The organism is Streptomyces californicus, assembly GCF_000717645.1.
GTDB classification, from domain to species: domain Bacteria; phylum Actinomycetota; class Actinomycetes; order Streptomycetales; family Streptomycetaceae; genus Streptomyces; species Streptomyces californicus.
Map to the genome: position 1 here is coordinate 87,160 of NZ_JNZZ01000007.1, position 19,877 is coordinate 107,036.

General features: G+C 74.3%; 19 protein-coding genes and 7 tRNA genes. 14 read left to right on the forward strand and 12 right to left on the reverse strand.

Annotated features, from left to right (window positions below; genetic code table 11):
* Positions 1-6 precede the first annotated feature (6 nt).
* The gene (locus tag IF19_RS0111265) at positions 7-1,410 is read right to left on the reverse strand and encodes a serine/threonine-protein kinase (RefSeq protein WP_030116211.1); all 1,404 of its coding nucleotides are present in this window, start codon (positions 1,408-1,410) and stop codon (positions 7-9) included.
* A 732-nt stretch (positions 1,411-2,142) separates the two neighbouring features.
* On the opposite strand from IF19_RS0111265, the gene IF19_RS0111270 reads away from it, so the two are divergent.
* From IF19_RS0111270 to IF19_RS0111280, 3 genes are all read left to right on the forward strand, one after another.
* Positions 2,143-2,349 carry a hypothetical protein gene (locus tag IF19_RS0111270; RefSeq protein WP_030116212.1) on the forward strand — a complete coding sequence of 69 codons (207 nt, stop codon included), beginning with the start codon at positions 2,143-2,145 and terminating at the stop codon, positions 2,347-2,349.
* A gap of 274 nt (positions 2,350-2,623) precedes the next feature.
* A complete protein-coding gene (locus IF19_RS0111275) occupies positions 2,624-3,763 on the forward strand; it encodes an aminoglycoside phosphotransferase family protein (protein ID WP_030116213.1) in 1,140 nt (379 codons plus the stop codon).
* Between the two features lie 65 nt (positions 3,764-3,828).
* Positions 3,829-4,119 carry a TFIIB-type zinc ribbon-containing protein gene (locus IF19_RS0111280; RefSeq protein ID WP_030116214.1) on the forward strand — a complete coding sequence of 97 codons (291 nt, stop codon included), beginning with the start codon at positions 3,829-3,831 and terminating at the stop codon, positions 4,117-4,119.
* Positions 4,120-4,215: 96 nt separating this feature from the next.
* On the opposite strand, the gene IF19_RS0111285 is transcribed toward IF19_RS0111280, so the two are convergent.
* The 5 genes from IF19_RS0111285 to IF19_RS0111305 form a co-directional block, all read right to left on the reverse strand.
* Positions 4,216-4,290: transfer RNA gene (locus IF19_RS0111285), tRNA-Val, on the reverse strand.
* A 22-nt stretch (positions 4,291-4,312) separates the two neighbouring features.
* A tRNA-Val gene (locus IF19_RS0111290) sits at positions 4,313-4,384 on the reverse strand.
* Positions 4,385-4,403: 19 nt separating this feature from the next.
* Positions 4,404-4,475, reverse strand: a tRNA-Val gene (locus IF19_RS0111295).
* 1 nt (position 4,476) lies between these two features.
* Positions 4,477-4,550, reverse strand: a tRNA-Cys gene (locus IF19_RS0111300).
* Between the two features lie 38 nt (positions 4,551-4,588).
* Positions 4,589-4,661, reverse strand: a tRNA-Gly gene (locus IF19_RS0111305).
* 145 nt (positions 4,662-4,806) lie between these two features.
* Here IF19_RS0111305 and IF19_RS0111310 point away from each other — a divergent pair.
* The 3 genes from IF19_RS0111310 to IF19_RS0111320 all read left to right on the forward strand — a co-directional run bounded on the left by IF19_RS0111310 (position 4,807) and on the right by IF19_RS0111320 (position 7,615).
* Positions 4,807-5,862, forward strand: a complete 1,056-nt coding sequence (locus IF19_RS0111310) for a chorismate-binding protein (RefSeq protein ID WP_030116215.1) — start codon at positions 4,807-4,809, stop codon at positions 5,860-5,862.
* Entirely contained in the window at positions 5,862-6,683 is an 822-nt protein-coding gene (locus tag IF19_RS0111315) for an aminotransferase class IV (RefSeq protein ID WP_030116216.1), read from the forward strand. The genes IF19_RS0111310 and IF19_RS0111315 overlap by 1 nt, the downstream gene beginning before the upstream one ends.
* A 92-nt stretch (positions 6,684-6,775) precedes the next feature.
* Positions 6,776-7,615, forward strand: coding sequence for a GNAT family N-acetyltransferase (locus IF19_RS0111320; protein WP_030116217.1), 840 nt, complete (start codon positions 6,776-6,778; stop codon positions 7,613-7,615).
* A 44-nt stretch (positions 7,616-7,659) separates the two neighbouring features.
* On the opposite strand, the gene IF19_RS0111325 is transcribed toward IF19_RS0111320, so the two are convergent.
* A complete protein-coding gene (locus IF19_RS0111325; protein WP_030116218.1) occupies positions 7,660-8,178 on the reverse strand; it encodes a DsbA family protein in 519 nt (172 codons plus the stop codon).
* 187 nt (positions 8,179-8,365) lie between these two features.
* Here IF19_RS0111325 and IF19_RS0111330 point away from each other — a divergent pair, with 187 nt between their 5' ends.
* On the forward strand, positions 8,366-8,821 hold the full coding sequence (locus IF19_RS0111330; protein ID WP_030116219.1) for a hypothetical protein: 456 nt from the start codon (positions 8,366-8,368) through the stop codon (positions 8,819-8,821).
* A gap of 167 nt (positions 8,822-8,988) precedes the next feature.
* A complete protein-coding gene (locus IF19_RS1000000137630; RefSeq protein ID WP_167345063.1) occupies positions 8,989-9,144 on the forward strand; it encodes a hypothetical protein in 156 nt (51 codons plus the stop codon).
* Between the two features lie 44 nt (positions 9,145-9,188).
* Here IF19_RS1000000137630 and IF19_RS0111340 read toward each other — a convergent pair whose 3' ends face one another.
* Together IF19_RS0111340 and IF19_RS0111345 are read right to left on the reverse strand one after the other, a co-directional pair.
* A complete protein-coding gene (locus IF19_RS0111340) occupies positions 9,189-9,773 on the reverse strand; it encodes a CGNR zinc finger domain-containing protein (RefSeq protein ID WP_030116220.1) in 585 nt (194 codons plus the stop codon).
* Between the two features lie 293 nt (positions 9,774-10,066).
* Positions 10,067-10,480: an SsgA family sporulation/cell division regulator gene (locus IF19_RS0111345; RefSeq protein ID WP_003959770.1), complete on the reverse strand. Its 414-nt coding sequence runs from the start codon at positions 10,478-10,480 to the stop codon at positions 10,067-10,069.
* A gap of 190 nt (positions 10,481-10,670) precedes the next feature.
* On the opposite strand from IF19_RS0111345, the gene IF19_RS0111350 reads away from it, so the two are divergent.
* Both IF19_RS0111350 and IF19_RS0111355 read left to right on the forward strand, forming a co-directional pair.
* On the forward strand, positions 10,671-11,126 hold the full coding sequence (locus tag IF19_RS0111350) for a TIGR02611 family protein (protein WP_030116221.1): 456 nt from the start codon (positions 10,671-10,673) through the stop codon (positions 11,124-11,126).
* Positions 11,127-11,180: 54 nt separating this feature from the next.
* Positions 11,181-11,252, forward strand: a tRNA-Val gene (locus IF19_RS0111355).
* Between the two features lie 111 nt (positions 11,253-11,363).
* On the opposite strand, the gene IF19_RS0111360 is transcribed toward IF19_RS0111355, so the two are convergent.
* Positions 11,364-13,973, reverse strand: coding sequence for an SCO7613 C-terminal domain-containing membrane protein (locus IF19_RS0111360; RefSeq protein ID WP_030116222.1), 2,610 nt, complete (start codon positions 13,971-13,973; stop codon positions 11,364-11,366).
* Between the two features lie 140 nt (positions 13,974-14,113).
* On the opposite strand from IF19_RS0111360, the gene IF19_RS0111365 reads away from it, so the two are divergent.
* Positions 14,114-14,185, forward strand: a tRNA-Val gene (locus IF19_RS0111365).
* Between the two features lie 67 nt (positions 14,186-14,252).
* Here IF19_RS0111365 and IF19_RS0111370 read toward each other — a convergent pair.
* Positions 14,253-14,978 (reverse strand): 3'-5' exonuclease, encoded by a 726-nt coding sequence (locus IF19_RS0111370; protein WP_030116223.1) that lies wholly within the window; start codon positions 14,976-14,978, stop codon positions 14,253-14,255.
* Positions 14,979-15,203: 225 nt separating this feature from the next.
* Here IF19_RS0111370 and IF19_RS0111375 point away from each other — a divergent pair, with 225 nt between their 5' ends.
* The 3 genes from IF19_RS0111375 to thrS all read left to right on the forward strand — a co-directional run bounded on the left by IF19_RS0111375 (position 15,204) and on the right by thrS (position 19,133).
* Complete coding sequence (locus IF19_RS0111375) at positions 15,204-15,800, forward strand: DUF4365 domain-containing protein (protein WP_030116224.1); 597 nt, start codon at positions 15,204-15,206, stop codon at positions 15,798-15,800.
* Positions 15,800-17,056 (forward strand): hypothetical protein, encoded by a 1,257-nt coding sequence (locus IF19_RS0111380; RefSeq protein ID WP_030277768.1) that lies wholly within the window; start codon positions 15,800-15,802, stop codon positions 17,054-17,056. Before IF19_RS0111375 ends, IF19_RS0111380 begins: the two co-directional genes overlap by 1 nt.
* Positions 17,057-17,156: 100 nt before the next feature.
* Positions 17,157-19,133, forward strand: a complete 1,977-nt coding sequence (thrS, locus tag IF19_RS0111385) for a threonine--tRNA ligase (RefSeq protein ID WP_030116226.1) — start codon at positions 17,157-17,159, stop codon at positions 19,131-19,133.
* 30 nt (positions 19,134-19,163) lie between these two features.
* Here the strand turns inward: thrS and IF19_RS0111390 are convergent, their stop codons facing one another.
* Positions 19,164-19,841 carry a potassium channel family protein gene (locus tag IF19_RS0111390; protein ID WP_030116227.1) on the reverse strand — a complete coding sequence of 226 codons (678 nt, stop codon included), beginning with the start codon at positions 19,839-19,841 and terminating at the stop codon, positions 19,164-19,166.
* Positions 19,842-19,877 lie beyond the last annotated feature (36 nt).

Genomic DNA, 19,877 nt, shown 5'->3' on the forward strand with positions numbered 1-19,877 from the left:
CCGGCGTCAGGCCGCGGGAGCCGACGGGCCCGCGGGCCCGCCGGCGGAGCGGTGCCCCGCCCCGTGAGCGCCACCGGAATCGCCCCCGATCGCTCCGTCCCGTACGGAATCGGCCCGCGCCTGCGACACCCCGCCCGGCCGCTCGTTCCCGCCGAGGCCGCGCGCCGGCCCCTGGCAGCCCTGCGCCGCCGCGATGCCCAGCGCCACCAGCAGCGTCACGACGACGAACACCACGAGCCGCTGACGCAGCAGCCGCGGATTGGCCGGACGCCGCCCCGTCGAGGTCGTACGGCTCCCGGAGCGGGTGCTCGGCCGGCCGTTCGTCCCGGCCGGAGCCCCCGGCCGCTTCCCCGTCCGCGCGCCCGACCGCGTCGTGTCGCGCGACGCCTGCTGCGGCCGGGACCCACCGGTGCGCGGGGCGCCGGTCCGCGCGGACGGCGCCCCGCGCCGGCCCGGCTGGGAGCGGGGGCCGGACGGGCCCTCGGAGCGGCGGGTGTGCTGGTCGGCGTACGGGTCGGCCATCCGCCCCGTCGGCCGGTCGGCCTCCTGCGCGGAACGCTGGACGGGCGGCCGGCTCTCGTGCAGCCCCTGCGCCTCCCGCGCCGCGATCTCCTTGAGCCGCATGGACAGTTGCAGGGTGCTGGGCCGGTCCTCGGGGTCCTTCGCCAGGCAGGCGCTGATCAGCGGGGCCAACGCATCGTGCACACCGCGCAGTTGCGCCTCCTCGTGCACCACGCGGTACAGCATCACCTCGGAACTGCCGTGCCCGAAGGGGGAGTCGGCCATCGCCGCGTACGCCAGCGTGGCACCGAGCGAGAAGACGTCGGTCGCGGGCGTCACCGCCGCGCCCCGGACCTGCTCGGGCGCGAGGAAGCCGGGCGACCCCACCGCCGTACCGACGTGGGTGAGCGTGCTGGCCCCGGTCGCCCAGGCGATGCCGAAGTCGATGATGCGCGGGCCCTTGGGGGAGAGCAGGATGTTCGACGGCTTCAGATCGCGGTGGACCACGCCCGCCTCGTGCACCGCGACCAGGCCCTCGGAGAGCGCGGCCCCGATCGAGGCGACCTCGGCGGCGGCCAGCGGGCCCTCCTCGGCGACCTTGTCGTGCAGCGAGGGTCCGGGCACGTACTGGGTGGCGAACCACGGTCGCTCCGCCTCCAGATCGGCGGCGACCAGCCGGGCCGTGCAGCCGCCGCGGATGCGCCGGGCCGCCGACACCTCACGCGCGAACCGCGAGCGGAACTCCTGATCCTCCGCCAGGTCGGGCCGGATCACCTTGAGCGCGACCCGCTGTCCGCGCCGGTCGGAGCCGAGGTAGACCACGCCCATGCCGCCCGCGCCGAGCCGCCGGTGCAGCCGGAACGAGCCGACGAGACGCGGGTCCTCGCGCCGGAGCCGCATCATCGCCATCGTCTGCCCATCCCCGCTGCCTGGTCCGCCTGACGAGGCACAGCTTACGTACCCCGCGCCCGGCGCGCTCAGAGGCCGCGCCCTCGCCGGGGATTCGATTGCCCGCGGCGGGCCGGAGAGGTGAAGAGGGGTCAGGGGACGGCGGATCGGCGGCCCTCGGCCGGACGGCCCGCCCAAGGCGCCACCGGACAAGGGGGATTGGATCACCGGGGGAGGGTGCGGACGCGGTGACCGGGGCGGCCGTGACCACCGCGCCGGCATACGGGGTACCGGTGTCCCGGCGGTCCCCCGGCAGGGGGACGCCCGGCACCCCGAGCGCGGTCGACGTGAGTGAAGTCACCCGATTCGCACCACCCGGGGCCGATCGCGCACCCCGGTGCGGCCCCTGGGTACGCACCGGCCGTTGAACTCGTGGAGGCATGACGGGCCGGCCCCCGGGGAAGAGCGCCCGTCCCGTCCCCGGCGGCAGGCGTACGTCCCTCCACGGATCGGACACGTGTCGGCCGCTTCCGGGCGCCCCCTCCGGGATGCCCCCGACCTCCGAGGGTCCTTCTCCACCCAGGGGAGTACGCCGGTCGACGGCGGCTCATCCTCCGGGAGGCCCGGGAATGGGTCCGCGGGCATGACGCCCCGTGGGCGCCGGTTACCTAGTGTTGAGGCCAAGCGGTGGGCGAGATACTCGTCCCCCGAGGTCACACGCCCACCGCTCCCCATCGCGTCAGGAGAGGAACCATGGCGGACACGGCAACGCGGACGATGGCCCGTATGGGCGGACGCAAGGCGTACGCCGCGTTCGGCGCCCGCCCGTCCGGCACCCGTCACCCCTTGGTGGCGACGGCGATGGTCCTCCCCCTGGCGGCCCTGCTCGTGGTCGTCTTCGGCGGCTGGGAAGCGGTGGTCACAGAGGCGTCGTCCGTGGCGGTGATGCTGGGGCGCTGAGCGGCGCCCGGGGTCCGGAAGAGCGGTCCGGACCCGCACATCCGGCCAACAGCCCCGTGGGGACGGGGGTGCGGCGGACGGCAGCGACTGTCCGGTCAGCTGGGGAGCTGACCGGGCATCGCGCTGTCCGGGCCCGTACGGCCCGAGGGGGACGTGCCACCGGGCCCGGCGCCTGCCTCGTCCGGCCGGAGTACGGTGCCGCCCCCTCGGCCCGCCCCGCGTTACCCTCACGGCGGGACCGGTGCCACGGCCGGGCCGATCGCCGGGGGAGCCGTTGACCACCACCCACACCTCAGTCGTCCACGACCTGGGCGCCCTCGCGCACCGCCTGGCCCACCCCGCCGGCCCGCCCTGCGTGTGCGAGCCGCCCCGGATCCTCGCCGACCGTCCCGACGGCACCGTGGTCCGCAGCGGGGCGGTCGTCGCGAAGGCCCACGCCGCCGACACCGACCGCGAGGCGCTGGCGGCCCGGATCGCCCTGGCCGCCGCGCCCGGGCTCGCCGGCATCCTGCTCCCGCCCCTCACCGCCCCGGAGCACGTGGAGCGCGCCGACCGGGACGGCCGCCCCGCCACGCCGCACCTCGGCGTCGCCGCACCGTACGGAAGCACCACCGCCCCTGACGCCGGCGTCGCCACATCGGGCGGAAGCCCCGCCGCCTCTGACGCCGGCCTCGTCGCGCCCCGGGTCGGCGTCGCCGCACCGGCCGGAAGCCCCGGCGCCCCCGGCGGCCGGCCCGTCTCCCTCTGGCCGCTCGGCACCCCGGTGGACCCCACCGACCCCGGGGCCGCCCCCTGGGCCGAGGCCGCCGAACTGCTCGCCCGCCTGCACCGGACGGCGCCCCCCTTCCCACTGCCGCCGATGCGCGGACCGGCCAAGGCGGCCCGCGCCGTCGCCCGGATGAGCGCCGCCCGCCCCGGGGACCCGGCCCTCCTGCCCGTACTCGCCGGCTGGCGCACCCTCCCCGCCTGGGCCAGGGACGAGGCCGCGCCGCCCGCGCTCCGGAGCGGCTTCCTGTGCCACGGCGACCTGCACCTGGGCCAACTCGTCCGCCATCCCGTGCCGGACGGCCCCTGGCTGCTCATCGACGTGGACGACGCGGGGGTGGGCGACCCGGCCTGGGACCTTGCCCGCCCCGCCGCCTGGTACGCGGCCGGGCTCCTCGCCCCCGAGGACTGGTCCGTCTTCCTGCACGCCTACCGGTCCGCCGGAGGGCCGGCCGTCCCCGCCGACGGCGACCCCTGGCCCGTACTGGACGTCCCGGCCCGCGCGCTGACCGTGCAGACGGCGGCCGTCGCCCTCGCCAAGTGCGCCGCTGAGCAACGGGATCCGGACGCACACGAACAGCTGATGATCGAATCCTGTGCCCGAATCGCTACGTTGCCGCCCGAGTTGACCCCCGGCCCCGCGTCGTAGGGTGAACGGACCGCCGCCGGGCAGACATTCCGGCGACGGCACAACGAGGGCGAGGAGCCGAGTCGATGATGCAGTGTCCGAAGTGTCACGCACCGATGAACACGTACAACCGCAACGGCGTTCAGATCGAGCAGTGCAGCGGATGCCGGGGGATATTCCTCGACTACGGCGAGCTGGAGTCCCTGACCCGGCTGGAGTCCCAGTGGGCCCAGCAGGCGCCCCCCGCCCCGCCGCAGGCGTACCCGGCCGCTCCGCCCGCCGCCCACGCCCCCGCCTGGGGTGCGCCGCAGCACCACGGCGGGCACTACGGTCACCACCGCCAGAAGGGCTTCGGCCGGATGCTGTTCTCGTCCTGACCGCCCCCGTGGGCCGGGCTCTCGGTCCGCCCGGTCCACGGGACGGACCGTACGACGAAAGAAACCCCGGTCGTGGAGACGACCGGGGTTTCTCGCTGGTGCGCGATACTGGGATTGAACCAGTGACCTCTTCCGTGTCAGGGAAGCGCTCTCCCGCTGAGCTAATCGCGCAGGTGACCCTGCGTGTACTGCGTGCGCGATACTGGGATTGAACCAGTGACCTCTTCCGTGTCAGGGAAGCGCTCTCCCGCTGAGCTAATCGCGCGGGGATCCTTGCGGATCAGTGGACGATACTGGGATTGAACCAGTGACCTCTTCCGTGTCAGGGAAGCGCTCTCCCGCTGAGCTAATCGTCCTTGGAGGTGGAGACGGGATTTGAACCCGTGTAGACGGCTTTGCAGGCCGTTGCCTCGCCTCTCGGCCACTCCACCAGGGATGGGGGCTCGGGAAGAATCCCCCATCTGCTGCGAGCGGACGACCAGGTTCGAACTGGCGACCTCAACCTTGGCAAGGTTGCGCTCTACCAACTGAGCTACGTCCGCTTGTCTTTCCCGGTCCGCTTGCGCGTCCCGGCGACGTGTTGAACTCTAGCGGATTCCTGGGCCAGTACAAAAACGCGTTTGCGCAGCGTGCTGCGGTCGCCTCGCCCCGGCGCAGGTCATCGCGCACCGTCCTAGACTCATTCGTGTGTCCGACCTCGCCCCCTTGGCCCGTTTCGACGGCCTCACCGCCTCCGGTCTACGGGATGTGACCCACGATCCCGCGGCGCTCGACTCATCCGGTTTCTGGGCGGTTTCCGCCGATTTCGAGGGTCGTCTCGTCTGCGCCCGCTTCTCCGACGTGCGGAGGGAAGCGGTCCCCCCGCCCGTGCCCGGGGCCTGGCGCGGGCCCGCCGCCGGGGACTGGACCTCCTCACTGGACCGTGACACCTACACGGCGGGCGTACGGCGGATCCGTGAACACATCGCCGCGGGCGAGGTCTACCAGGCCAACCTCTGCCGGGTGCTCTCCGCGCCGCTCCCCGACGGCGGGGCCGGCGCCGACGTGGACGCCCTGACCGCCCTGCTCGCCCGCGGCAACCCCGCCCCGTACGCGGGAACGGTGCGGCTGCCCGGTCACGGGGTGGAGATCGCCACCGCGTCGCCGGAGCTGTTCCTGAGGCGCGACGGGCGGACGGTGGAGTCCGGGCCGATCAAGGGCACCGGCCGGACCGAGGCCGATCTGCTGGAGAAGGACCACGCGGAGAACGTGATGATCGTGGACCTGGTCCGCAACGACCTGGGTCGGGTCTGCGCCACCGGGAGCGTGAGCGTGCCCGACCTCTGCGTGGTGGAGAAGCACCCGGGCCTCGTCCACCTCGTCTCCAGCGTCCGGGGCCGGCTGGCCGACGGGGCGGGCTGGCCCGAACTGTTCGCGGCGGCCTTCCCGCCCGGCTCGGTCACCGGAGCGCCGAAGTCCAGCGCGCTGCGGATCATCGCCGAACTGGAACGGAGCCCGCGCGGCCCCTACTGCGGGGCGATCGGCTGGGTCGACGCCGACCGGGGGACCGCCTCGCTCGCGGTGGGCATACGGACGTTCTGGATCGACCGCACCGGGCCCGCGCCGCTGCTGCGGTTCGGCACGGGCGCCGGGATCACCTGGGGCTCCGACCCCGACCGCGAGTGGGACGAGACCGAGCTCAAGGCATCCCGGCTGCTCGCTGTAGCGTCGGGGACGCATCCGGAGACAGGAAGGACCGCATGATGAGGATCTGGGTCAACGGCGGGCTGCGGGACGCCGGCGACGCCCGGCTGTCGGTGCTCGACCACGGGCTGACCGTGGGCGACGGCATCTTCGAGACGGTGCGTACGAGCGAGGGGCGTCCCTTCGCGCTGACCCGGCACCTCGACCGCCTCACCCGCTCGGCCCGGGGCCTGGGACTGGCCGATCCGGACCACGACGAGATCCGGCGTGCCGCCGCCGCGGTCATCGAGGCCAACCCCGTCGCGCTGGGACGGTTGCGCATCACCTACACCGGCGGGCTCTCCCCGCTCGGCTCCGACCGGGGCCAGGACGGGCCGAGCCTGGTCGTCGCGCTCGACGGGGTGCACCGCCGCCCGGACAGCACGGCGGTGATCACCGTCCCCTGGACCCGCAACGAGCGGGGCGCGCTCGCGGGCCTGAAGACCACCTCGTACGCGGAGAACGTCGTCGCCCTGGCCCGGGCGCGCGAGCGGGGCGCGTCCGAGGCGCTGTTCCCCAACACCGCGGACCGGCTCTGCGAGGGCACCGGGTCGAACGTCTTCGTGGTCCTGGACGGCCGCGTCCACACCCCGCCCGTCGCCTCCGGCTGCCTCGCCGGGATCACCCGCGCGCTGACCGTGGAGTGGACCGGGGCCGAGGAGACCGATCTGCCGATGGACGTGCTCGCCGAGGCCGACGAGGTGTTCCTGACCTCGACGCTCCGGGACGTCCAGGCGGTGCACCGGATCGACGACCGCGAGCTGACGCCGGGGATCGGGCCGGTGACGGCGAAGGCGATGCGCGTCTTCGACGAGCGGGCGGGCGACGACCTCGACCCGTGACCGGCCCGCAGCGCCCCGGCCACCGGCCGGCAGGAGCCCGGTGACCGGGAAACGCGCGTGACGGGGCGGCGGCCGGGGGATACAACCCTGTGATGACCACGACACTCCGGCCGTCCGGGCCGCTTCAGCAGGGAGACGGCGGCGCGCGGTCCCGCCGCTACGACGTCTGCGACAACGGGCGGCCCGTCGGCGCCGTCGCGATCAGCACCGACGAGGCGTTCGGTCCGACCGCCGGGGTGCTGTCCTCCCTCGCCGTCGACGAGGACCGCCGCAGGCGCGGCCGGGGCACCATCGCCGCGCTCGCCGCCGAGGAGGTGCTGCGGGGATGGGGCTGCACCCGGGTACGGGCGGAGGTCCCGGCGGGCAACGACCCGGCCCGGCGCCTCGCGACCGCCCTCGGCTACACCGAACGCAGCCGCAACATGGCCAAGGACCTCGGACCGGACCCCGTCCCGCTGCCGGCCGGGCTCACCGCCCGCGCCATGAGCGAGGAGGAGTTCGCCGACTGGCGGCAGGAGGCGGTCCTGGCGTACGCCCGGAGCTGGGTCGAGCGCGGGGCGGAGCCCGAACAGGCCCGCCTCAAGTCCGAGAGGGACCACGCCGCCCTCCTGCCGGACGGACTGGCCACCGAGAAGGTGCGCTTCGAGGTGCTGGTGAGGGCGGGCGAGGCCGTCGGCCATGTGTGGGTCGCCCTGCGGGAACCGGAGCCGGGCGGTCCGGAGGCCGGGTTCGTCTTCGACGTGGAGGTGCGCGCGGAGCACCGGGGCCGGGGGTACGGGCGGGCGCTGATGCTGCTGGCCGAGGACGTCACCCGCGCCTGGGGCGCGGACCGGCTCGGCCTGCACGTCTTCGCGTCCAACACCCCGGCCCTCGGGCTGTACGAGTCGCTCGGCTACACGACGACCCGGTACAACCTGGCCAAGGCCCTGTAGCGGACTCCGGGGCCGGGCGCCCCGGGAGCCCGCGGGCCCCTCGGCTACCGCCCCCGCGCGGCCTGCGTGCCGTCGATGATCTCCTCGATCCGCTCGCGCAGTCCGTCCTGGCTCTTGCCGCCGTCCAGCCGCTCCTCGCCGATCACATAGGTCGGGGTGCCGGTGACGCCGATCGCCTTGCCCTCCGCGTGGTCGGCGTCGACGATCAGCAGATGGCGGCCGTCGATCAGGGCCGTGTCCAGCTCTTCGACATCCAGGCCCAGTTCGCGCGCCACGTCGAGGAGGACCGGCTCGCCCGTGCCCGAGAGGTCGTCGGTCCGGGCCAGCAGGGCCTCGATGTACGGCCAGCCCCGGCCCTGCTCGATCGCCTCCTCGGCGGCCTGGGCCGCGGCGTAGGCGTGCTTGTGCTTCTCCAGCGGGAAGTGCCGCAGCCGGATCTCGACGCGGTCCCCGTACCGTGCGCGCAGGGCGCGCACATCGTCGAGGGCTCGGTGGCAGTCGGGGCATTCGAGATCGCACCAGAGGTCGAGGACGACCGGCGCCGCGGGGGTGGAATCGCTCATGCGCCCAGTCTTCCAGGCCGTGCGGGCCTCCGGGCCGCGCGGGGGTGGGCCCGATCCGGACCGGGCCCACCCCCTGGGGAGGAGGTCCGGCCCTGAGATGTCCCTGAGGTGGACCGTCGTCGTGGCCCCATCGGTGGACGCCGGTGCAGGATGGAGGGGACGTACCCCCCTGCGCCTGGAGGCCGCCATGCTTGCCGAGACCATCTGTTCCGCGGTGTCGGCGGCCGGTGTGGGCATCGCCGCGGTGACCGCGTACCGCAAGCGGTTCCTCACGGCGACGCGGATCGCCGCCTACTCCCTGGTCCCTGTCGGGCTCGTGCTGACCGGCGTCGTCGAATGGGTTGCCGGGATCGCCTTCAAGCCGAGCGTCTGGGCCGGTTTCGGGGTGCTCGGCCTCTCCTGGCTGCTGTTCATGACCACCCGCGCCGTCGAGCGCCGCAGCGGCACCACCCGCGCGGAGCGCAAGGCCGCCCGCGCGGCCGGACGGAACGAGGCGGTCGCCCCGGCCGCCTCCGCCCCCTCGCTCGGCGCGGGCGCCGCGCCCGGACCCGCGGCGGCGAAGCCGGGGAAGAAGCGGGAGGCCGCGGCGCCCGCGGACGACTTCAGCGACATCGAGGCGATCCTCAAGAAGCACGGCATCTGAGGGGCGGACCGCTCCGGCCGGCGGCCGTCGGCGGCCCGCCATGTCGAACGCCTGGCGGAGATTCGTGTGCCGGAGCGATTACTGATGACCACGTGACGGTGAACTCCCGGGCAGATCACCCTGGTTGACCGTCGGGAGGGTCACCGGTGCGTCATGATCACCCCGAGATGGTGGACACTTCCCGGGGCGAAGCCCCCGCACGCACCGCCGAAGAGCCCCGCGGCTGCCTCTTCGCGCTGTCCCAGCCGCCGCTGATGATCTTCCTGACGGTGGTCGGGGGGCTGTTACTGATGGCCGCGCTGCACGACCTCTTCATGTTGTGAGCCGGTGCGCCCCGGGGCCGGCGCCCACGGGTGGCGGCCCCGGGTCAGGCCGAGGCTTCCTTGCGCCGGGCCCGGTAGGCGGCGACGTGGAGCCGGTTCCCGCACGTACGGCTGGAGCAGTAGCGGCGGGACCGGTTGCGCGACAGGTCGACGAAGGCGTGCCCGCAGTCCGGCGCCTCGCAGCGCCGCAGCCGCTCCTGCTCGCCCGCCACGATGATGAAGGCCAGGGCCATGCCGCAGTCGGCCGCGAGGTGGTCGGCGATCGAGGCGTCCGGCGCGAAGTAGTGCACGTGCCAGTCGTAGCCGTCGTGGTCGGTGAGCTGCGGAGTGGTCCCGGCGGCCGCGACGAGCCGGTTGACCAGGTCGGCCGCGGTGCGCGGGTCGGGCGCCGCGAAGACCTCGGCGAACCGTGCCCGGACGTCGCGCACGGCGGCCAGGTCCTTCTCGCCGAGCGCGCCGACCCCGCTGATGTGGTGCCGCTCCGCGAAGGCGTACAGCGCCGCGACGCCGTCAAGGCCGTCGGCGGGCCCGTCGGCGGTCTCCTCCCGGGGCGGCTCGCTCTCCGGTGCGGTGTTCACCAGATCGACCACCGTGTCGAGGGCGATCCGGGTGTCGTGGGGGATCAGCACGCTTCGCTCCCTGGCCTCCGGCGGGCGGGCGCCTGCCGATGGCGGCTGACTCTACTGGCTGCTCACGCCGCGGCCGGGGCCGGTGGCGCCCGGCGGTGAGCGGAACGAGGCCGTCCGGCGGCTCCGGCCGCGAAGGCCGCGGGCGCGAAGGCCCAGGCCGCGAAGGCCGCGGGCGCACCGACGCCGCCGCCGCGGTGGTGTCCGCGACGACGGCGCCGGTGTCAGCCCTATGCGGTTGTCGTGACGACGCCGTCGCCCCGAGTCGGACGGCGTCGTGCGGCTCTCTGCCTGGCTCAGCTCTCGGCCAGGATGTGGGAGAGCTCCGTGTCCAGATCGAAGTGGCGATGTTCGGTACCCGGCGGAACCGCTGCGTCGGTCCTCTTCAGGAACGACTCCAGGGCCCGCGCCGGAGCTTCGAGCAGGGCTTCGCCCTCCGGGGAACTCAGGGCGATGCAGACGACGCCTTGACCGTGACTACGAGATGGCCAGACGCGGACGTCACCGGTGCCGGTGGGCCTGTGCAGCCCCTCGGCGAGGAGGTCGCGGGCGAATACCCACTCGACCGTCTCCTCCGCTCCGGTGTGGAAGGTGGCGTGCACGGCATAGGGATCGGCCGTGTCATACCGCAGGCCCGCAGGTACAGGCAGTGAGGACTCGCTCGACACAACGAGGCGCAGGTGCAGCTCGCAGCTGACCGTGGTGTTCATAAGCGCCAGGGCCTTTCGCTCAGTGTGCGCTCGGGGATTCGCACGTCGGCGAAATCGACATGCCACCTACGGTGGCGTTGTAAACCCCTCTGACCCATTTGTGACGCTTCGGGTCCCCCGCTCAGCGGCGTGTAACTTTGAGTTATGCGCCCATTCCAGTGACGACGACGGGTCGGGTAAGTTGAGTCTCATGAACGCGGAGAGTGACGAGCGGACGAAGGTGGCCGAGCAGGCCGACCCGGCGTCCGCCACGGGGGAATCGGACCGGGAGGAACGCGAGCTGGGCTCGCGGGCCCCGGGTTTCATCAAGGCGTCGAAGGCGCTGCACCTGAGCTGGCAGGTCGGCGTCTTCGTCGTCGGGCTCGGCGTGGTGATCGCGGGTGTGCTCATGCTGGTCCTGCCCGGACCCGGCTGGCTGGTGATCTTCGGCGGCATGGCGATCTGGGCGACCGAGTTCGTCTGGGCGCAGCTCGTGCTGCGCTGGACCAAGCGCAAGGTCACGGAGGCGGCGCAGCGCGCGCTCGACCCCAAGGTCCGGCGGCGCAACATCATCCTGACCGCCGTCGGGCTCGTGATCATGGCGGTGCTGGTCGGGATCTACGTCTGGAAGTTCGGGCTCACCATGCCGTGGAAGATCAGCGAGTGACCTCGGAGTGGTCCGGAAGCACCGCTGACATGGGGTAATGTTTGCGGTGCGCCCGGGCGATTAGCTCAGTGGGAGAGCGCTTCGTTCACACCGAAGAGGTCACTGGTTCGAACCCAGTATCGCCCACCCGGACAGAGGGCCCGGGAAACGGATTCCGTTTCCCGGGCCCTCTGCTGTGCCCGTTTCCCTCCCGGTCCGGGGACCGCCCGTGCGGCGCGGCCCCCGGACCGGGAGGACTCACCGCATCCGGCCCAGCGCGTCCCTCAGCCGGCGGGCGTCCCGCAGCCGCTGCTCGTACGTCGCCCCCACCACCAGCAGGAGCAGCCCGGCCAGGGCCGGCGGCAGCCAGCGGGGGAGCGCCCCCGCCACCTGCACCACGTACGGGGCCAGCTCGTGCAGGCCGTCCACGGCCAGCACCGCTCCGCCGAGGACCAGCAGCGCCTGGAGGCGGTGGTGCGCGCCCAGCAGGGTGATCACCAGCGCCGCCGCTCCCAGCAGCAGCGGCCTCGGCCAGTCCGGATCGGTCCAGGCGACCGCCAGGCTCGGCAGCAGCGTCGCCGCGAGCCCCGGCCCGTACGCCGTCCACGACGACGCCCCGGGGTCCTCGCGCCGCCGCAGGAACCCGACCACCAGCGCGGGCACCGTCACCGGCAGCGTGTACGCCTCGACCAACGACACCTCCGAGGCCGCCAGCCGCACCCAGGCGGCCAGTACGAACAGTCCCGCCGCGAGCCACCCCGCGACCGGCCGCCGCTCCGGCCGCACCGCCGCGCCCGCCGCCAGCACCCCGCACAGCGCCAGCGTCAGCGCCAGGAACGGCGCGTCGGAGACCGCGAGCCCCACCGCCAGCAGCGCCCCCGGCACGCCCGCCAGCTCCACCGGCAGTGCCACCGGGGTTCGCCGCAGCCGCGCCCCCAGCCCCACCGTCAGCGCGGGCGCCAGGAGCAGCAGCGGCGTGGCCTCGTACGGGGCGAGCTCCAGGGACCGGCCGGCGAACCCCGTGAGCGCGGTGCCCCAGACCACCGCGGCGACCGCGAGCACCGCGCGCGGCACCCCGGCCCCCGCCCGGACCGCCGCCCCCGCGAACAGGGCCGTCAGCGCGACGAACACCGCGTAGGAAGCGCCCTCGGAGGCCAGCGACAGCAGCCCGGCGCTCACCGCCCCGGCCACCGCCACCACCAGCGCGGTCACCGGCACCGCGGCCGACTCTGCCCGGTCGCTCCCCCCGCCGCGTACGGCCAGGGCGAGCAGACCAGCCACCAGCAGCGTCTCCGCGACCGCCGCGAGGGCGTACGGCACGTCCAGCACGGCCCCGGCCACCAGCAGCGCGCCCCAGCCGAGCATCACCGCCCCGGCCCCGGCGGACCCGCGCAGCGCCGCCCCGGAAGGCCCCCCGCGCCCGCCCGCCCCGCCGACCGCGTGCCAGGGCGCTCCGGGCCCGTACGGCGGCAGGCCGCCGGGCTCGCCCGCTCCCGGCGCCGCGGCCTCCGGAGCCCCGGGGGCGCCCGGCTCCCGCGCGGTCAGCGGGGCGACGATCCGTACCAGCGACGGCCACCACCGGTACGCCGACCCCAGCAGCCCGGCCGTCAGGGCGAGCACCACCGGCGCCGCGCCCGACTCCGGCCACGGCGGCGTCGACCCCAGCGCGGACCGGAAACCGTCCGGCGCCCCGGCCCAGACGTCCTCCAGCAGCGTCACCGGGCCCAGCACCACCGCCACCACCGACGGCAGCGCCCCCACCAGCGCCCCGGCCGCCACCGCGGCCGACGCCACCAGCACCCCGCGCGCCGCGTCCCTCGGCAGCCGGGTCCGTACGACCCCGGTCAGCGCGAGACCGCACAGCAGGTGGGCGAGCACCGGCCAGGTCGCCGGTACCGCCGCCGCAGGGACTCCGCCCACCGCGGCCACAGCGGCGAGCCCCGCCACCAGGCCGCCCGCCGTCGCGAAGCCCTTCGGGGCGTGCCACGCACCGGCGAGGGCCGCCGCCGCTGCCGCCAGCAGCAGCGCGCCCGGCGCCAGCGCGCCGAGCGGCCCCGAGGCCGTCACGGACAGCACCAGCCCCACCAGCAGCGCCGAGAGGCCCAGCGCCGAACCGCCGAGGGCGGCCGTGATCCGCACCCCGAGGCCCCGGCCCCGCAGCGCGACCACCCCGTCCGCCACCGCCGTCGCCAGCAGCGCCCAGCCGACCACCAGCGTCGGCGCGCCCGCCGCCCACGCCCAGAACAGCAGCGGCCACTGCGCCAGCACCACGGCGGCCGGCAGCGGCATACGAAGCTTCCCGAGCGTCAGGCCGTACGCCGTCCACAACGCCGCCAGCACCGCGCAGGCGGCGGCCGTGAAACCGAGCCCGTCCGTGTCCGGGGCGGCCACCGCGTGGACCGCGTAGGCGTCGAGCAGGGTCAGCGCCAGCGCCAGCGCCGCCAGCGCCTCGGCGGTGGCGGTCAGCCCGCGCCGCAGCAGCACCGCCGGGGCGATCAGTGCCGCCAGGGTCACCACGGACAGCACGGCCGCCCGGCCGCCGATCCCCATCGAGCCCCAGCTCACCAGTGTGAACGCGACCGCCGCGACCGTCAGCAGCAGACCACCCAGCGTCAGCAGGACGTTCTGGGCGCTGCGCGGGGCGGCGGGCCGCCCGCCGGAGGCGTGGCCCCACGGTTGCGCGGGAGCGCCGGGCGGGGCGCCCCAGGCCGACGGGTTCCAGCCCGGGGCGGGGGCCGGCGCGGGCGGCCGCAGCGCGGCGAGCAGCCAGGCGCGCCGGGTCAGCAACTGGGCGCGGCGGGCGTCCAGCTCGGCCAGTTCGCGGTCGAGGCGGGCCAGTTCCTCGGCGGGCGGGGGCATAGGTTCCATGCAGGGGAGTGTGGCCCCGGCCGCCCGGCTCGTACATGCGCTCGGATACTCAGTTCCCGGCCACGGCGGCTCTGAGTAGAGCCCGGCCGGAAGCGGTTTGAACGAAGCCCGCGGAGCCCTGTATGGTTCAACCCGTTCCCGGGCGATTAGCTCAGTGGGAGAGCGCTTCGTTCACACCGAAGAGGTCACTGGTTCGAACCCAGTATCGCCCACCGGGGAAAGCCGGTTCGCACGTGTCACGCGGACCGGCTTTCGCATGTCCGGACCCCGTCCGGCCCGTCACGCCGCGGCGGGCAGCTCCGGGCGCAGCGGCCACGACGGGTCCACCGTCTCCGGCGTCCCGCTCTTGGCGAACCACGCCTCCAGGCCCCGGGCCTGGGCCGCGTGCCAGGTCGCCTGGAGGGTGTGCAGCTCGGCCGGGGACAGCCGCTCCAGCCGGGTCGAGAAGCGCCGGCACACCGCCCGCACCAGCTCCAGCGAGGCGGTCGCGTCGGCCGCCGCGTCATGGGCCCCGTCGAGCACCACCTCGTAGCGCGCGCACAGGTCCGTGAGCGTGCGGCGGCCCTTGCGGTAGCGGTCCAGATGCTTGTCCAGCACCCGCGGGTCCACCACCCGCATCGGCGTCCCGTCGAGGTACCGGGCCAGCGACGACGCCCGGTGCCGCCTCAACTCCCGGTCCAGCATCGTCAGGTCGAACGGAGCGTTCATCACGACGAGCGGCCGGCCCGACGCGCAGCTCTCCGCCAGCGCGCGGGCCATCTCGTGCATCACCGGCGCGGGCCACCGGCCGTTGCGCCGCAGGTGATCGTCGGTCAGGCCGTGGACGTCGGTCGCCCCGGGCGGGACCGGCACCCCCGGACTGACCAGCCAACGGGTGACGCGGACGCGACCGCCCGCGGTGTCCTGCGCGACGAGAGCGGCCGAAACGATCCGGTCCTGCTCGACGTCCACGCCTGTCGTCTCCGTGTCAAAAGCGGCCAGCGGCCCCTCGAACCAATGCGTCATCCCCGAACTCCTCGCACCCGCACGGCAGATGGAGTGATTCCCCTGCCCGATATCGGTGATACCCGGGCTGTTTGCCTGATACGCCGTTTGCGGGCGTTCCGATGCGGTGACAACACAGGTGTGACGCCGAGGAGTTGGCCCCGGCGTCCGGCGATCCCTCCCGCCCACGACACTCCGCCGGCAGGTCCTCTGCCGTCGATCGGCACGCCCGGAAGGCACGGAGCCATGGCGCTCGCGCAGCCCGACCCCGGGGGAACCGCCCGCGCCGAGGCCCCCGGGCCCCGGCCGCCGCAGCAGCCCGAAGCGCCACTGCGCGGCTCCCTCGCCACCACCGCCTGCATGGAGACCCTTCAGGTGGGCTACCTGCACGCCGTCGCGGCGGCCGCCGGATGCTCCCTGTCCCAGCCCTTCCCCGACAACGGCATCGACTGGCACGTCAGCCACGGGGCCGCCGCCCACACCGTCGACGACGAGGTGACCATCAAGGTGCAGCTCAAGTGCACCTACCAGATACCGCCGCACCCGGCGGGCGGGGCGTTCTCCTTCACCCTCGACAACGCCCACCTGGCCAAGCTCGCCCGCCACCCGGTGGCGGTGCACCGGATCCTCGTCGTGATGATCGTCCCCCGCAGCCGGGACGACTGGCTGCGCGCCGGGCCGGGCGGGCTCGACCTGCGCCACTGCTGCTACTGGACCAACCTGGCCGGCCACCCCGTGACGGGCCGGCAGCGCACCACCGTGCGCGTCCCGACCTCACGGATCTTCGACGACCGCGCACTCTGCGACATCATGGCCCGGGTCGGGGCCGGAGGGAGACCCTGATGCACCGGTCGATGGACGAGCCCACGGGCGCGGCGGGAGCCCGCGCCGCCCGCTCGCACCCCGCCCCCGCCCGCACCTGGGCCCCGCCCCTCGCCGAGGCCGGGGCGCAGCCTCCCGGCCCCGCCGTCCTCGGGGCCCTGCTGCTGCGCCACGGCTGGCAGCGGCGCGGGGGAGCGCCCGGACGGTACGGGCGGTGGACCCCGCCCGGGGCCGCCGACGCGGCGGGCGGCCTGCTGGTGCCCGAGAGCGCGGCCTTCCCCGACAGCGCGGAGCTGATGGAGGAGGCCCTCGCCGCCCTCGCCCACAGCCCCGCCCCCTCCGCCCGCGACATCCTCGTCTCCCTCGCCGTGCCCGGCGACGAGATCCGCTGGCGGCGCGAGATCCCCGAGTCGGCGGCAGCGGCGGCCGGGGCCTCGGGATGGACGGAGGCCGAGGAGCTGCGGTCGGCGGCCCGCCAGATCCTCCTGGCCGGCGCCCTCGCCGCGCGCGGCCGGGCCGGCTACCACGGGGCACGGCACCGCAGAAAGGCCCGGGCCGCCCTGGACGAGGTGCTGCTCGGGCCCGGGGCGGACGGCCGCGCCCTCACCGCGTACCTGCCCGCCGCCTCCGGGCGCGCGATCGCCGTCCGGCTCTGCCACGCCCTGCACGCCACCCGGGAGGCGGTGGACTACCAGCGGGCCACCGGCTCCATGGACGCGTTCGACAGCGCGGTCGCGGCGGGCGCCGGCCGCGAGCTGACGGAGGCGCTGATCACCTTGGTGCGCGGCTGCGAGGGGGCCCGCGTCGACCTGCGGTGGGCGCCCGCCGCAGGCGCCCCGGACGGCTGCCCGTCCCGCCCCGGGCCCGTCGAGTTCTCCCCGGGCGACCTGCCCGCCCTGCGCGCCGCCGGTGCCCGCTACCTCCGCGACGAACCCGCCGTCCGGGTGCGGCTGACCGGTGCGGTGGTCCGGCTGCGGCGGTCGGGGCCGCGCGGCGCCGGGATCGTACGGCTGAGAGTGCTGGCCGGGGCGGAGGTCGGGCACGTCCGGGCGGAGCTGGACGAGGAGGCGTACCGCATCGCGGGCCACGCCCACCTGGTGGGGCTGCCGCTGCGGCTGGAGGGGCGGCTGGAGAGCCGGGGCGGCTTCCGGCGGCTCACCGGGGCCTCGCAGGTCGCGCCCGTCCAGGTCGACGAGGCGGAGCGGGACCGGCTGATGAAGGCCCTCCAGGAGAACGTGGACTTCTTCGAGGAGGCGTGCGCGGGGGAGGAGTCGTAGGACCGCCCGGAAGGCGTTCGCATCGGGGGCCGGGGGCTCGGTACGATTCGCAGTGCTTGGCCGTACGAAGGCAGGCATCCCCCTCAGTCAGGAGAGACCGGTGTCAGACGTCCGTGTGATCATCCAACGCGATTCCGAGCGGGAAGAGCACGTGGTGACGACGGGCACGACCGCCGGCGAGCTCTTCCCCGGTCAGCGCACCGTCGTCGCCGCGCGCGTCGGCGGCGAGCTGAAGGACCTCTCCTACGTGCTCCAGGACGGCGAGAGCGTCGAGCCCGTGGAGATCTCCTCCCCGGACGGCCTCGACATCCTGCGCCACTCCACCGCGCACGTCATGGCCCAGGCCGTGCAGGAGCTGTTCCCCGAGGCCAAGCTCGGCATCGGCCCGCCGGTCAAGGACGGCTTCTACTACGACTTCGACGTCGAGAAGCCGTTCACCCCCGAGGACCTCAAGGCCGTCGAGAAGAAGATGCAGGAGATCCAGAAGCGGGGCCAGAGGTTCTCCCGCCGGGTGGTCTCCGACGAGGACGCCCGCGAGGAGCTCGCGAACGAGCCGTACAAGCTGGAGCTCATCGGCATCAAGGGCTCCGCCTCCTCGGACGACGGCGCGGACGTCGAGGTGGGCGGCGGCGAGCTGACCATCTACGACAACCTCGACCCGAAGACCGGCGACCTGTGCTGGAAGGACCTCTGCCGGGGTCCGCACCTGCCCACCACCCGGTTCATCCCGGCGTTCAAGCTGATGCGCAACGCCGCCGCGTACTGGCGCGGCAGCGAGAAGAACCCGATGCTCCAGCGCATCTACGGCACCGCCTGGCCCACCAAGGACGAGCTCAAGGCGCACCTGGAGTTCCTGGAGGAGGCCGCCAAGCGCGACCACCGCAAGCTCGGCAACGAGCTGGATCTCTTCTCCTTCCCCGACGAGATCGGCCCCGGCCTCGCCGTCTTCCACCCCAAGGGCGGCGTCATCCGCCGGGCCATGGAGGACTACTCGCGTCGCCGTCACGAGGAGGAGGGCTACGAGTTCGTCTACAGCCCGCACGCCACCAAGGGCAAGCTCTTCGAGAAGTCCGGCCACCTGGACTGGTACGCCGACGGCATGTACCCGCCCATGCAGCTCGACGACGGGGTGGACTACTACCTCAAGCCGATGAACTGCCCGATGCACAACCTGATCTTCGACGCGCGCGGCCGCTCCTACCGCGAACTGCCGCTGCGCCTCTTCGAGTTCGGCACGGTGTACCGGTACGAGAAGTCGGGCGTCGTGCACGGCCTGACCCGCTCCCGCGGCTTCACGCAGGACGACGCGCACATCTACTGCACCAAGGAGCAGATGGCGGAGGAGCTGGACCGCACGCTCACCTTCGTGCTGAACCTGCTCCGCGACTACGGGCTCACCGACTTCTACCTGGAGCTGTCCACCAAGGACCCGGAGAAGTACGTCGGCTCCGACGAGACCTGGGAAGAGGCCACCGAGACCCTGCGCCAGGTCGCCGAGAAGCAGGGGCTGCCCCTCGTCCCGGACCCGGGCGGCGCCGCGTTCTACGGCCCGAAGATCTCCGTACAGTGCCAGGACGCCATCGGCCGCACCTGGCAGATGTCGACCGTGCAGCTCGACTTCAACCTGCCGGAGCGCTTCGACCTGGAGTACACCGGCCCGGACGGCTCCAAGCAGCGCCCGGTGATGATCCACCGCGCCCTGTTCGGCTCCATCGAGCGCTTCTTCGCCGTGCTCCTGGAGCACTACGCGGGCGCGTTCCCGGTCTGGCTCGCCCCGGTCCAGGCGGTCGGCATCCCGATCGGCGACGCCCACATCCCCTACCTCCAGGAGTTCGCCGCCAAGGCGCGCAAGCAGGGGCTGCGGGTGGACGTGGACGCCTCGTCCGACCGGATGCAGAAGAAGATCCGCAACCAGCAGAAGGCCAAGGTGCCCTTCATGATCATCGCTGGTGACGAGGACATGGCCAACGGAGCGGTCTCCTTCCGCTACCGCGACGGTTCGCAGGAGAACGGAATCCCGGTCGACGAGGCCATCGCCAAGATCGCGAAGGCCGTCGAGGACCGCGTACAGGTCTGATTCCCCGGCGCCGGCACGGCCCCCGGAGCGTCACCCGCGCTCCGGGGGCCGTTTCTCGTCCTCCCGGGTGAACACCTGGATCAGCCACGACGAGAACGACCCCGTCACCGCCCCGAGCAGGGCGAGCCCGCAGGCCATCAGCCCCGCCGCGACCACCCGTCCCCAGAACGTGACCGGGGTGGCGTCCCCGTAGCCGACCGTCGTGAGCGTCGCGCACGCCCACCACACCGCGTCGCCGAACGTGACGATGGAGGCCCCCGGGGCCCGGTGCTCCAGGTGGTAGACGGCGAGGGAGGCGGCGAACCCGAGCAGGGCCGCGGTCATCCCCGCGTACGCCATCACCCGCGCGTACAGATCGAGCCGCGGCCGGTCGCGCCGGCGCTGGACCGCCAGGTACACCTTCACCATCCGCAGCGGGCGCAGCAGCGGCAGCAGCAGGACCAGGGTGTCCAGCCAGTGCGTACGCGGGAAGCGCGCGCCGAGGCCGCTCAGGCGCAGCCGGGCCGCGTAGTCCAGCAGGAAGAGCAGCCAGGTCGACCAGACGAGGGTCAGCGCGATGTCGTTCCAGGGCTCCGCCTCGTGCGGGGTCAGCACCCGGACCGCGTACCCCGTGAGGAAGACCAGCCCCGCGAGGAAGAGGGGGACCTCCGTGCGCTGCTCCCAGCGGGTCAGCCGGGCGGGCGGATCGGGGGAGGGGCGGTCGCTCATCGCCTCAGCATCGCGGGCGGCCGGGCGGCGCGGCCC

Coding starts and splice junctions, on each gene's coding strand:
- IF19_RS0111265 (WP_030116211.1), bottom strand. CDS start 1,410: ATGGCGATGATGCGGCTCCGGCGCGAGGACCCGCGTCTCGTCGGCTCG.
- IF19_RS0111270 (WP_030116212.1), top strand. CDS start 2,143: ATGGCGGACACGGCAACGCGGACGATGGCCCGTATGGGCGGACGCAAG.
- IF19_RS0111280 (WP_030116214.1), top strand. CDS start 3,829: ATGATGCAGTGTCCGAAGTGTCACGCACCGATGAACACGTACAACCGC.
- IF19_RS0111315 (WP_030116216.1), top strand. CDS start 5,862: ATGAGGATCTGGGTCAACGGCGGGCTGCGGGACGCCGGCGACGCCCGG.
- IF19_RS0111320 (WP_030116217.1), top strand. CDS start 6,776: ATGACCACGACACTCCGGCCGTCCGGGCCGCTTCAGCAGGGAGACGGC.
- IF19_RS0111325 (WP_030116218.1), bottom strand. CDS start 8,178: ATGAGCGATTCCACCCCCGCGGCGCCGGTCGTCCTCGACCTCTGGTGC.
- IF19_RS0111330 (WP_030116219.1), top strand. CDS start 8,366: ATGCTTGCCGAGACCATCTGTTCCGCGGTGTCGGCGGCCGGTGTGGGC.
- IF19_RS1000000137630 (WP_167345063.1), top strand. CDS start 8,989: ATGGTGGACACTTCCCGGGGCGAAGCCCCCGCACGCACCGCCGAAGAG.
- IF19_RS0111345 (WP_003959770.1), bottom strand. CDS start 10,480: ATGAACACCACGGTCAGCTGCGAGCTGCACCTGCGCCTCGTTGTGTCG.
- IF19_RS0111350 (WP_030116221.1), top strand. CDS start 10,671: ATGAACGCGGAGAGTGACGAGCGGACGAAGGTGGCCGAGCAGGCCGAC.
- IF19_RS0111360 (WP_030116222.1), bottom strand. CDS start 13,973: ATGGAACCTATGCCCCCGCCCGCCGAGGAACTGGCCCGCCTCGACCGC.
- IF19_RS0111370 (WP_030116223.1), bottom strand. CDS start 14,978: ATGACGCATTGGTTCGAGGGGCCGCTGGCCGCTTTTGACACGGAGACG.
- IF19_RS0111375 (WP_030116224.1), top strand. CDS start 15,204: ATGGCGCTCGCGCAGCCCGACCCCGGGGGAACCGCCCGCGCCGAGGCC.
- IF19_RS0111380 (WP_030277768.1), top strand. CDS start 15,800: ATGCACCGGTCGATGGACGAGCCCACGGGCGCGGCGGGAGCCCGCGCC.
- IF19_RS0111390 (WP_030116227.1), bottom strand. CDS start 19,841: ATGAGCGACCGCCCCTCCCCCGATCCGCCCGCCCGGCTGACCCGCTGG.